The sequence below is a fragment of the Rhodococcus sp. 06-470-2 genome, assembly GCF_002258235.1.
Lineage (GTDB): Bacteria > Actinomycetota > Actinomycetes > Mycobacteriales > Mycobacteriaceae > Rhodococcoides.
Genome location: NZ_NOYB01000031.1, coordinates 180,017 through 191,642, shown reverse-complemented (window position 1 = coordinate 191,642; position 11,626 = coordinate 180,017). Strand labels below are relative to the sequence as shown.

Annotated in this window: 9 protein-coding genes; all 9 read right to left on the bottom strand. The window is 68.0% G+C overall.

Annotated elements, in window-relative coordinates:
- Nucleotides 1–6: 6 nt before the first annotated feature.
- Complete coding sequence (locus CH276_RS15435) at nt 7–1,593, bottom strand: SCO6880 family protein (protein WP_094631346.1); 1,587 nt, start codon at nt 1,591–1,593, stop codon at nt 7–9.
- 3 nt (nt 1,594–1,596) lie between these two features.
- The gene (locus CH276_RS15430; protein WP_094647421.1) at nt 1,597–3,768 is read right to left on the bottom strand and encodes a hypothetical protein; all 2,172 of its coding nucleotides are present in this window, start codon (nt 3,766–3,768) and stop codon (nt 1,597–1,599) included.
- Nucleotides 3,769–3,776: 8 nt separating this feature from the next.
- On the bottom strand, nt 3,777–4,517 hold the full coding sequence (locus CH276_RS15425) for a hypothetical protein (protein WP_094631344.1): 741 nt from the start codon (nt 4,515–4,517) through the stop codon (nt 3,777–3,779).
- Nucleotides 4,518–4,589: 72 nt separating this feature from the next.
- The gene (locus CH276_RS15420) at nt 4,590–5,003 is read right to left on the bottom strand and encodes a hypothetical protein (RefSeq protein WP_094631343.1); all 414 of its coding nucleotides are present in this window, start codon (nt 5,001–5,003) and stop codon (nt 4,590–4,592) included.
- Between the two features lie 58 nt (nt 5,004–5,061).
- Nucleotides 5,062–5,652 carry a hypothetical protein gene (locus CH276_RS15415; protein ID WP_094631342.1) on the bottom strand — a complete coding sequence of 197 codons (591 nt, stop codon included), beginning with the start codon at nt 5,650–5,652 and terminating at the stop codon, nt 5,062–5,064.
- Nucleotides 5,649–7,346, bottom strand: coding sequence for a peptidoglycan DD-metalloendopeptidase family protein (locus CH276_RS15410; protein WP_094631341.1), 1,698 nt, complete (start codon nt 7,344–7,346; stop codon nt 5,649–5,651). The genes CH276_RS15415 and CH276_RS15410 overlap by 4 nt, the downstream gene beginning before the upstream one ends.
- A gap of 146 nt (nt 7,347–7,492) precedes the next feature.
- Nucleotides 7,493–9,574: a cutinase family protein gene (locus CH276_RS15405; protein ID WP_094647445.1), complete on the bottom strand. Its 2,082-nt coding sequence runs from the start codon at nt 9,572–9,574 to the stop codon at nt 7,493–7,495.
- Nucleotides 9,575–9,612: 38 nt separating this feature from the next.
- On the bottom strand, nt 9,613–10,902 hold the full coding sequence (locus tag CH276_RS15400) for a MinD/ParA family ATP-binding protein (protein ID WP_094631340.1): 1,290 nt from the start codon (nt 10,900–10,902) through the stop codon (nt 9,613–9,615).
- Entirely contained in the window at nt 10,902–11,558 is a 657-nt protein-coding gene (locus CH276_RS15395) for a hypothetical protein (RefSeq protein ID WP_094631339.1), read from the bottom strand. Before CH276_RS15395 ends, CH276_RS15400 begins: the two co-directional genes overlap by 1 nt.
- Nucleotides 11,559–11,626 lie beyond the last annotated feature (68 nt).

Genomic DNA, 11,626 nt, shown 5'->3' with positions numbered 1-11,626 from the left:
CCTGGGCTACTTGGTGTAGCGCGTCACGGCGAGACCGCGAGCGAAGGGAAGGGTGGTGAACAGGGCGACGTCGTGCGTGTCGTCCTGCCAGGTGATGGTTTTGATTGCCGATTCGTCGGCGGCTTCCTCCACGCGCATGCAGGCCCGCTCGAGGTCGTCTTCGTCGCGGCCGGTGACTGCGACGGCGAGGGAGTAGATGGTGCCGTGATGGCCCGAGCCGGGCATCAGATCGGCGCGTCGACGTCCGGAGGCGGTGGCCATCACTTCGGCCGAGCCGTCGCCGGTGATGCCTTTGCGGGCGGCGCTTTCCTGCGCCGCCTTGTCCTGGGTGAAGTCTTGACTGGCCGCTTCCCGGGCGACGGCGTCGGGTACGAAATCGACTCGGACACTGACGGTTCGGATCGTCGGTGAGGGCAGGTTCTCGTCGTCGCCGATGTCGGGGGCGACCCCGGTCAGCAGCGGCGCGAGCCACAACGGGCCCAATGGAATGGGTTCGATGCTCGCCGGCGGGAGGAACCCGACACGGGTGTGCCAGCGTCCGGATACCACCACCGAGTCCTGGCCACCGACGTACGAGGGCCAGCAGTTCGACCACCGCGCCCCTTGGTGTCGATCGAGTGGGTTCGACGGGTCGACGAACGCGCGGATCAACGCACAGGTGCGCTGCTCACCGAGGACCTGGACGCGGCCCATGCCGGCGGCGACGAGTTTGCTCATCGCGCGCATCGTCTCGTCGCGGATCACTTGGGCGACACCGCCTTCGAATCGGGCACCTTTCCCGCCTGCCGCTCGTGCGGCTTCGGCCTCGAAGTGGTCGGTCTGGGGGAACTTGAGCACCACGTACGCCCGGTGCTCTTCCGAGTGCGGGCGGATGGTGTCGATGAGGTCGCCGTAGGACTCCACCGGTGCCCGCAGACGCATGTCGCCGAGCTTTTCGACCTCCCGCTCGACCCAGTCCTCGTGCATGGTCAGATCCGCCGGAATGGAGCGGTGGATCAGCTGCACTCCGCGGATGAGCGAGGTCTTGCGGGCCATCGAGGCGCTGAACAGACCGAACTTCTCCGAGGTCGTCGCCCAGGCCGCGTCGGTGCGCAGTCCGCCGGCCAGGCCCTGCACGGACAGTACGACCGTGTAGTAGGCCCGCTCGCCGGGGTTGGCGGTGCGGACGATGAACATCTCGTCCAGGCCGGTGCCGGCGACGTCGAGCGGGGCGGTCCGCCCGAGCGGGACCGGGTACTCCCAGCCGGGGTCGAGATCGGCGATCCCGTAGGCGGGGTCGTCGGCGTTGCGGTAGACGTGCTCACCTCGGCGCATCCGCGCCCAGTTCCGCAGTCGGTGCAACTGCCGCGCTGCCAGGGAAGCGTCCCCGAATTCGTATGTCGAGGCGAACACCCCGACGTAGAACACGGCCACGAGCCCGACGGTCATCGCGCCGCCACCGGCCGCGAAGTAGCACACGACGCCGATGACCAGAGCAGCGGTCCAGGTGATGAGCACCGGTGCCGAGATCCCGGTCATGCCGCGGCGCGCGATCTCACCGCCCAGGATGGAGGTTCTCTGCTCGCTGTCGTGCTCGACGGTCTCGGTCGACATCGCTTACTTTCCTTCGGCTTCGGACGGAGCGGACTCGGCACTGGATTTGGCTTTGCTCATCGCCGCCGCTGCGGACTGCGCGGCGATCGGCACCGCCGCTGCCCCGGCCGAGGCGACCGTCGCGGCCGATCCCGTCGCGAGCTTTCCTCCAAGTCGGCCGGCCATACCCATCGTCGAGCGCTTCGGTGTCGACGCCCCGCCCTTGTCGGCACCGCTGTGGGCGGCCCCGGTGGTGTGGCCGGGAGTGGAATTGCTCGACGGGGCCGAGTGCGCGGATCGGGTGGCCTTGTCGACGCCGTCGCCGGAGCGGGTCGAGCGCGGTGTGACGGTCGAACCGCCTCCGCCACCTCCGCCGCTCCGGCTGCGGAACAGGGCCGAGCTGCCCACGCCTCCGATGACACCGCCGGCGACGGAGCCACCGCCGCCGCCGAACCCTTCGGAGTCGGCCTTGGTCGGCAGGATCGGTGCCCACTTGAGCATCGCCCACGGTGCCAGGCCGACGACGACCATCGAGGCACCGACGAGCACGAGAGCGCCGAGCGAGGTCAGGTCTCCCGAGCCGCCGCCGCCCGAGAGCAGAGCGTTGTTGGCCCCGGCGAGCACGATCGCGATGAGCAGGAACAGCATCGGCTTGCTGAGCACGATGCCGACGAACGTGAACAGTGGCCGCAGAGCTTTGGTTCGCCACGTCGGGTGCACCCACATGCCGTAGCCGATTCCGGCGACGCACGCGGTCAGCGGAAGCCCGATCTGGTGCATGAGCAGACCCAGGTAGACCGACATCGCGCCGAGCAGCAGGATGCCGAAGAAGACCAGTCCGACGATCGAGCCGCCGACGACGGTGTCCTTGTTCAGCGTGCCCATCGTGGCGTAGATGTTCTCCACCATCTCGGTGATCGTGGATCCGCTGAAACTGGCGATGCCCTCGGTGAGCACCGTCGCGAACTCGATCACCAGTTGAGCCAGGGCCAGGGAGAACAGCATCATCACCACCCCGGCCGGCATGTAGCCGAAGACGTTGGCCACCAGCTCCGACGGTGAGCCCTTGTGCCGTGATCGCATGATCGCCAGCAGTACCGCCAGCGACATGACCATGATTCCCAGACCTGTCGACCCGGCGTAATAGGTCACGAACCATTGCTGGGTGGGATCGAAGTCGCCGGTCGAGGTCAACCCACGCAGCACGGCGTCGGTGAGTGAGAGTGCCCCGCTCTTGGTGGCGTTGACCCAGTCGTCGATGACGGTTGTTGGATCGGTGACGAAGTCGACGACGTCGTTCGCTGCCTCCGAGATCCACGAGAACGCCTGCAGGTAGGCCTTGCCGAGCTTGTACTGCGGGGTGGCCGCGATGACCTTGCCGAGGGTGTCGTCGAGGCGTTCGGTGAACGAGGTGTTCTTGTCGATCCAATTCGCGGTGCCGGCGAACAATCGTCCGATCGACAAGTTCCAGTCCTGGCAGCGGCTGGCATCTGCCCGTTCGGCTTTCGAGCAGTCCACGAAGAACGCGTGCATGCAGTACTGGTCGCCCGAACCCTGCGAGCACGGGTCCGACCAGGCGGCGTCGGGCACCTTGTCGGCACCGGGCAGCGCTTTGATCGCGGTCAGCGAGTCCGCGTCCGGGCTCTGCGCCCAGGCGAAGCCCCACGTGCCCCATTCCTTGGTGCCCCACCGAGCGAGGTCGGCGGCGCAGGTTCCCGTCGGTGGGTGAAAGCTGGTGTCCCCGGCCGGAAACACCGTCGGCAGAGCGTCGGCCGGTGGTTCGGTCCCGTCGGCGACGGCCTGACGGGTGATCCCGGCCGTGGCCTGGGCCTGCGGGTCGCTGCCGACCGCGCCCGCACCGCCGAGCATGACGGCTTTGTTCTCGTCCGATGCCGTCCAATACAGGAGCCGGTTTTCGTTCGTGAGTGCTTGGGAGATATAGGTTCCCAGGTCGCCGCCGTGGTCTGCGCAGTTCCCCGTGAACCAGGGCCCGCTCCGAAATTCCTCGGTACCGCCGATGAACTTCTTGAGATCGTCCGGAAAGTGCGCAGGCAGCCTCGAGGCCGGTTGCTGGGCGGTGACCGCCCCCGGTGCGGGAGCGGGAACGGCGGAAGGCTGGGCGAGCGCAACAGCGGGTGATCCGAACAGTGCCACCAGTGCGGCGGTGACCGCGATGAGAACGAGACGGCGAATCATGTTCTCTCCTAGTCGATGTAGAAGGTGTAATACCCGGCGGTCAGTTGACCGCCGAGCGCGGAATCAGCGGCCGGGTAGGAGGCGTCTTCCGGGCGCGGGCCCTGGCGGTAGGACCAGTCCTTGGCCTTCCAGTCCCCGTCCTGCCAGACCAACGAGATGTCGGTGGTTGCCCACAGCGTGCTGACAGCGACGGTGCCGGTGTTGTTGATGTCGGACTGGGTGGTGGTCATCGACCACACCGAGATCTGCGCGGCGTCGGTGCTGAACGAGGACACGTGCACCGCGGCCGGCAGGGTGTTCATCACGTCGCTGCTCTCGTCGCGGTTGCTGCCGAGTTCGATCTCGCGGGCCAGTTCAGCACCGGGGTCGGCAGCGATCATCGTCGAGCGGACATCGTTCATGTCGATGCGGCCCTGGCTTCCCTGATCGAACGCCTGGAGCACGTTCACCGCGGCCGTCGATGCGCCTTGGGTGTCGCGGGTGTAGCCGCTGGGGACACCGTTGTTCACCGTCGTGGGTCCGTGTACTGCGCGTATAGCATCGGAGCCACCGCCGCCGGAGTTGTCGGAGCTGCCCGACAGACCGACCACGATCACCGAGACGACGGCGAGGATCGCCAGGGCGACGGCCCCGGGAATGATCCAGCGCTTGGGGGCGGGTTTGCTGTCGGAGTGCTGATCACCAGAGACGGTGCCGGTGTTGGGCGAGCTTGGGGGTTCGGCGCCGACGTTGCGGTAGTCGATGGCCATGATGGGTAACTCGTTTCTGCGGACGGTGCCCGCGTCGGGGAGGGGTAAGAGTGGTGGTCAGAGCCGGGTCGACTATGCGCCGGGCTGGACGAGGAGTATGACCGCGCCGACGATCGGCGAGACAGCGGCCACTCCGCCCAAGATGATGAGCGAGAGCTTGAGATCCTCGCCCGCTTCGCTCAGATCGCTGGACATCCCGCGCTTGCGGGCCTTCCTGGAGCTGAGGAACGAGGTCAGCACCCACAGACCGGCGAGGGCGATGCTGGCTCCCCAGATCGCCGCGAGCAGGCGCTTCCACGTCTGGTTCAGAGCGGGCCCGAATAATCCGATGTCCGGGTTGACCCCGTCGTACGGGTTGACGGTCTGTGCGGCGGCGACTCCGCCGGCCAGCACGGTCAGCGCGGCGGTGAGGGCGAGGACGCCGAGGATGCGGCGCGCTCGGTGCGGTGTGCGGGTGGTGGGTGTGGTGACGGAGTCTGTGTCCATCGGGGGTTCCTTTCCGTAACACGTTGTTCTGCAGTGCCAGTGGATGTACGAGGCGGGGTTATTTGTCTTGAATGCGGCTCACTTCCCAGCCGTCGGAGCCGCGCCGCAGGATCATCGCGACGACCCTCTCGCTCACCGGTGCCCCGTCGATGCGTTGGGTGACGCGGTAGGAGCGGTAGGCCGTCGAATCGTTCTGTGGGGGAACGGGTTCGTCGTCGGCGACGAGGTCGGGGGTCAGGACAGCGCCGCGCGCTGCCCAGTCCAGCCACTGCGCGCCGGGGCTCGATTGCGCTGTGGTGGAGGTGATCTCGCGCGCGTAGTCGGCGGTGAGCAGCGGTGCGGTGCGGGCGGCGGCATCGTTGGGTCCGGCGTCGACGGCGGTGTTCCAGGTGAACCAGACCGTCAACGCCGCGGTGGCCATCGAGTCCGGGTCCTGGCGGTCCACCCCTGCCGCGATGTCGGGCAGCGTGGTCGCGGCCGGCGCCGGGGTGCGGGTGGGATCGCTGCCAGTGGGCGGTGGCGTACCCGGGGTCCACTGCTGCGCCGGGATCGACGGGGCGTCGGTGCCGCCGGTCTCCTGGCCACCGCACGCGGTGAGAACCGTTGCAGTGATGAGGATTGCGGCGAACGCGGTGTGGGTGGTTCTCATCCGAATCTCCGTGCTGTCAGGCCGCTCGCGGGCGGGGTCCAGTCCGATACCTTCACGACGTCGCCGGACTGCGGTGCCTCGACGACCTTGTTTCCGCCGAGCCAGATGAAGATGTGGCCCGAGTGGGGTTGGATGATGTCGCCGGGAGCGAGCTCGCCGGGGGTGGCGATCACGCGGCCGCGGCTGTCGGCGATCTGTGCCGAGTCCTGGTGGGGGAGCACGATCGCACCGCCCGAGGCTTGTGCGACGGCGTAGAGGACCAGTCCGGAGCAGTCGAAGCCGACCTTGTCGAAGTCGCCGATCATGTCCGCGCGGCCGCCGCCGTCGCTGACACCGCGGGTGGGGCCGTTGCGGTCGCCTCCGCCCCAGGCGTAGGTGGTGCCGAGCCAGCGCATCGCGGCCGCGACGACGTTCTGACCGAACGGTCCACCGGGGACGATGCCCGGCGTGGCCTGGGGGACGGCGACGGAGAACGCTTCTGGTGCGCGGCGGGGAATCTTCGCGACGTAGTCGAGGGTTTCGGCGTTCTGGCACACCCGGCCCTGCGAGAGGGTCGCACCGGGCCCGCAGTTGTACATCGACAGGTACAGCTCGGTCAGGTCGCCGCTGACCTTGCCGGCGGCGAGCGAGTCCTTGGCGATGCCCGCTAGCTCGCAGTCGTAGGCGGCTTGACTCATCACCGCGTCGGCGATGCTGCGGGTGTCCTTGCGGCCGTCTCCGTCTCCGTCGACGCCTTTCGCGGCCCAGGTGGCGGGCATGAACTGCGCCGGTCCGTCCGCGCCGGAACCGTTGTTGTGGGCGTTGACGTTGAAGCCGCCCTCTTGTTCGAGCTGCGCGGCGACGACCGGGGCGGTGACCTCTGCGCAGACGGTGCCGGCCTTGACGATCCACGGCTCGAAGTCCGCCGGGACCGACCCCGGTCGCAGTCCGGTCGATCCGGCCGGGACTCCGCAGCCGGGTTTGATGGCGGCGGCGAGTTTGACCGATCGACTCGATACGCCTTGCGCCGCGGCACCGGTGGTCGGGGTCGCGGCGGAGGGGCCGGCCGGGGCTGCGGCGAGGACGTCTGCGGTGGCGGTCGGTGCGGTGGCACCGGCGGCGGCGAGCCAGGCGACGGGATCGACCGGGCTCGATCCGGATGCGAGGCGGGTGCCGGGCCAGACCTCGAAGTGCAGGTGCGGGCCGGTGGACTGTCCGGCGTTGCCGACGCCGCCGATCGGGTCGCCGGCTTTGACGGTCTGGCCCGCGGTGACCCCGACGCCGTCGTCGTTCATGTGGCCGTAGACCGTCGAGAGCGACTGTCCGTCGACGGTGGTGTCGATGATGATCCAGTTGCCGAACCCGCTGGCGTGTTCGGCCTTGACGACCGTGCCGTCGGTGGCCGCGTAGATCGGGGTTCCGATCGGGGCGGAGTAGTCCTGGCCCTGGTGTCCTTCGGCTTCGCCGGTGACCGGGTTCGTGCGGGCACCGAAACCGCTCGTGGCCTGATAGGTGCCTTCACGCAGCGGCATCACCACTGTTCCCGAGTGCGGGGCCACTACGGCCGCGCCGGCAGGCATGCAGGTGCCTTCGTCGACCGGCGGTGTGCGATCGCCCGAGAGGACACCGAACATGCCGATCGCAGCGACGGCGGCGATCAGCAGCAGGCTCAGTGCGCCGGCACTGCCCTTGCTGCCCTGCTGTGATGCTGCCATCGGTGCATGTCCTCACGAATCGAAAAAGATGATCAGTGCCCGCCCGGACACCTGTGGTGGTACGTGTAGTTCGGTTGTGGTGCTGTAGTTTTCGGCTGCTCTGCGTCATACCCGCCCGGCTGCAGAGCCTGCTCGGTGGTCGCCGGTCAGCCCCCGATCTTCTGGGTGAAGAAGTCGATGAGCCATTGCAGGGCGCTGCGGCCGGTGGAGTCGACCTTGAAGTCGCCGTAGGACTGGTGCGCACCGGAGGCGAAGAACGTCGCGGCGTCGATACCGGCACCGACCAGCTCCGCGGCATCGCCGGCACTCGGTGACGAGGCCAGTGAGACGAGACTGCCTGCCAGACCGGCGAAATCGCCGGTGGAGGCTTGCTGGCCGATCGCTGCGGACTGTCCGGTGACCTGGGTCTGTGCGCCGAGTTGGTCGGGGCTGGTCTTGGCGGCCGAGCCGGTCAGGACTCCGACCGCGACCGAGGCGAGGTCGAGCCCGATGGGAAGCAGCTCGGCGGTGGCCGCGAGGTTGCCGGTTTCGAGGATCTTCCACGCGACTTCCTGAATCGCGCCGACATCGTTGGCCAGGCGGATCACGTCGACGTTGCCGAGCAAGCTCAGCACCAGGGAGGCGATCTGCGCCGAGCCGCTGGGGTCGGGGATCATCGCCACCAACACCGACAGGGTGTGCAGATCCACTCCCGCGGCCATCTTCACGATCGGTGCGAACTGGTTGTTGAGATCTCCGGCGATCTTGTGCGATCCCGTGACATCGAGTGCAGCGACCTTCTGCGGCAACGCGATCAGGTTGTCGACGATGCCTTGGTAGTCCAGACTCGTGAAGCCGGTCGCGACGTTGACGACCTGGTTGACCACCGTCTTCGGCTTGAGCAGCGAGAGCACCTGCGTTGCCGAGGTCAGCGCGTCCGGGGACACGGACTGCAACGGTGCGACCTGCCCGCCCAGGGTCGACGCAGTGCCTGCGAGGCCGGCGGTGGTGCCGGTGCCGCCCAGTACCGACGATGCGGTGTCGGCGATCGAGGTCGCTGTGCTCAGGACTGCGGGAATGTCGATCTGGTCCAGTGCGTCGAGCACCGTCGAGGTCTTGGCCTCCGGTGATCCTTCCGGGGCGGTGTCGAGAGTCGAGCGGATGCCGGGGTTCGCGGCGATCACCGACTGCACGTCGGCGACCGGTTCGAGGGTGTTGAGCAACGATGTCGCGGAGGCCCCGACGCTGGCGACCTGCGACTGAGTGCGGTTGGTTCCCACCGAGTCGGGCAGGGTGGCTACCCGCTCCCCGAGAGTCGATGCGGTGTTCGCGGCACCGGCCAGATCGACGCGGGAGAAGTCCGAGACCAGCGACGACGAGAAATCGCTGACCCCTCCGGCCTGTGTCGGCGTCGTTCCCGGCTGTGTCCCGGCACCGGTCACACCGCCCTGCGCGGTCGTCGACGGCACTGCGGTACTCGACGCTGCCGCGGTTGACCCGGTTCCGGCCTGTCCGCCGGTGGTGGCCGGGTCGACAGGCTTGTTCGCCAAGACCTTGCCCAGGCCCGCGAGCAGACCGTCCTTGCCGGCGTTCGTCGAGCAGTACAGGTCCGTGGGATTGCAGAGCTGCTTGACCACCGGGGCGAGAGAGCCGAAGCCTTCGGGCCGGACCCCGCCGATGCCCTGGCCGTAGACCTTCGGTCCGACCACGGTGCCGCCGGCGGTGCCCTGGTGCGGATCGGCGACCAGGCCGACGCCGAGAATCCGGGACGCGGGAACGACGCCGCGTCCGTTACCGATCTCGGCGGCGACGTCGCCGGCGGCGTCCGCGCCTTGGGAGTAGCCCGAGAGCAGGAACTTCGACGTCGCGCACGCCGAGGTGAGGATGTTGTTGATGGCGCTCTTGCCGGTTTCCTTGCTGTCGGCGTAGGTACGGCCCTTGTCGAACGCCGACGCCGCGTATGCCGGGTAGTAGACCTCGATGTCGTTGCCGTACTTCTGTTTCAGGGCGTTGCCGACGGTGGCGAGCATCCCGACCGGGGTGGTGGGATTCGCCGCGGCATTGGTCTCCCACGTACCCGGGGCCATGATCGCGACGTACTTCGCGCACGAGGTCGCCGCCGTCGCTGCCGGTGCGGCGTGTGCTGGGACAGCGCCCAAGGCCAGGACCACCGCGGCGGCTGCTGCCATCGCGGAGTGCGCCCAGCGCGGTCGTCGTAGCGCGGTGGTGAGCGTTCTCTGGCCGGTCATGGTGTTCTCCTCGTGTGCTCGAGCGGGGTGGGGACGGGTCAGGCTCCGCGACGGTCGCGGCTGCGCCGCTCCCACTGCGAGAGCTGTGGGGGTGGTGCGCTGTCGGGCTGGCGGTACACCGGCTGCGGGGAATACGGATCGGTGAACTGATAGGCCGCGCCGGCTCGTGCCGCGGCGACGTTGTCGGCGACCAGCGCGGTGACATTGGTGTAGGCCTCGATCGTGTCCGGGGGGAGGTCCTTATAGACGATCCGATCGCCGCGGGCGAGCGCTGATTCGTACGGGGCCTGAATGAAATTGCCTTCCTGGACACCGAGATTGCGCAGGTCCTCGAAGACCGCCGACGCCAACTGCGGGTTGAAATCGGGTGTTGCACAGGTCACGACGATCGTCGACGCCAACAGGTGCCCGTAGCCGCGGGCGATGATGCCCTCGAGCATCTGATAGACCTGCCGGGCGATGTCGAGGCGTAGCGGGAGCGGAACGACCAGGGCATCGGAATGCTGCACGGCCCACTGCCAGGACTCGGCCAAGGGATTGGCGGCGGTGTCGATGACGATCAGGTCCCGGTGTCGGCGCAGCACTGCCATCACCGCGGCGCATTCGTCCCACCCCAGATTGCGCTCACGGTCGGCCGAATTGTCCGCAGCAAGAATGTCTTCCATCGTCGGTTGACGCCGCAGGAACGCGTTGAGCGATCCCGATACCGCCGACGAGGACGCCAGCTCGTGTGCATGGTCGAGCAGGTCCCACACCGTGAGCTCCGGATCGGTGGTGCGGGCGGCTCGATCGCCGAGACTGCCGAGCGATTCGCTGGCGTCGAACACCGTCACCCCGTGGCCACGGTGCTTACCGAACGTCGAACCGAGCAGCACCGATGTCGGAGTTTTGCCCGCTCCGCCCTTGGGATTGATGACCGAGACCACCGAGCATCCGGGAAGGGGTTGTTGCACAACGCGAATCGACTGACGCAGTCTGACTTCGGCCGAGGTGGGCTTGGGCTTGAGATGAGTTCCCAGGGCGGCGTTGATCCGGCCCCTCAGCCCTGCTTCGGCGGGCTCGGCGGTCGGGTCTTCTTCCTGGCGGTCGAACAGTCGTGCTCGGTAGAACGCTGCGGGGTCGACGTCGGGTGTTTCGACCGCTGCCAATGCGCCCTGCCCGACCCCGTACGGGTCCGGTGCCGTGTCGTCGGCCGGCTCCTCCGCAGGCTGTTCGTCCGGTTCGGATTCGGGTCGTCGTAGGCGTTGAGCGCGGAGGTTGACGGTGTCCTCGGCTTCGTACCCCGCGACGGGGTTGTCGACGTCTGGGCGCGGGTGCTGTTCGGCCATCAGCCGACCTCCGCTTGATCGTCGACGAGCAGATCGGAGAGCCGGATGGCCTGCCACGGACGGTGTCCGGGAACCTCGCACCACACGGTGGCCGGGTTCTCGTCGTCGATCTCGAGGCGTTCGAGGTGCACTCCGTATCGCGCGGCGAGAGCTGCGAGCCGTGTGCCGTCGAGGTGCGGGTTGGAGATATGCAGTATCAGCCGGATCGCGGGGGCGTCGAGCTCTTCGCGTAGCTTGCCGGCGAGAAAGGCTGCCTTGCCGGCCGCCGAGTCGTCGGCCGATGTTTGATCGCCCTGCCGAAAGACCGCATCCTTGGCGTGAAATGTTCCGTACCAGGCTGTTTCGTCACCGTCTCCGACCACTGCGAAGCTGCCACGCTCATCACCTGCGGCGTAGAGCTCGACCACCGGTGCGGCCGATGCCGCGGAGGCGACGGCGTCGGTGACCTGCTCGGCTTCGCTGGCGCGCAATCCGTCGTAGTCGAGGGCGAGCTGCTTGTAGAGCTCTCGTTTGATCTTCTGCCACATCGACCAGTCGGTCAGCCCGGACTTTTCGGCCCATGCGCGGATCTCGCTCGCGGTCGACGCCTCGAGGGTCTCGCGTGCCTGTCGTACTGCGGTGGCGGCCTCGGCCCATTCGCTCGCTGCATCGCTCATGTCCTGACGTTCCTTTCGTGGTGGCTGTTCGCCGCGGTGCTGCGGCGATCTCGCGCTGTGGCGGCGGT

Coding starts and splice junctions, on each gene's coding strand:
- CH276_RS15435 (WP_094631346.1), bottom strand. CDS start 1,593: ATGTCGACCGAGACCGTCGAGCACGACAGCGAGCAGAGAACCTCCATC.
- CH276_RS15400 (WP_094631340.1), bottom strand. CDS start 10,902: ATGGCCGAACAGCACCCGCGCCCAGACGTCGACAACCCCGTCGCGGGG.
- CH276_RS15395 (WP_094631339.1), bottom strand. CDS start 11,558: ATGAGCGATGCAGCGAGCGAATGGGCCGAGGCCGCCACCGCAGTACGA.
- CH276_RS15425 (WP_094631344.1), bottom strand. CDS start 4,517: ATGGCCATCGACTACCGCAACGTCGGCGCCGAACCCCCAAGCTCGCCC.
- CH276_RS15420 (WP_094631343.1), bottom strand. CDS start 5,003: ATGGACACAGACTCCGTCACCACACCCACCACCCGCACACCGCACCGA.
- CH276_RS15415 (WP_094631342.1), bottom strand. CDS start 5,652: ATGAGAACCACCCACACCGCGTTCGCCGCAATCCTCATCACTGCAACG.
- CH276_RS15410 (WP_094631341.1), bottom strand. CDS start 7,346: ATGGCAGCATCACAGCAGGGCAGCAAGGGCAGTGCCGGCGCACTGAGC.
- CH276_RS15430 (WP_094647421.1), bottom strand. CDS start 3,768: ATGATTCGCCGTCTCGTTCTCATCGCGGTCACCGCCGCACTGGTGGCA.
- CH276_RS15405 (WP_094647445.1), bottom strand. CDS start 9,574: ATGACCGGCCAGAGAACGCTCACCACCGCGCTACGACGACCGCGCTGG.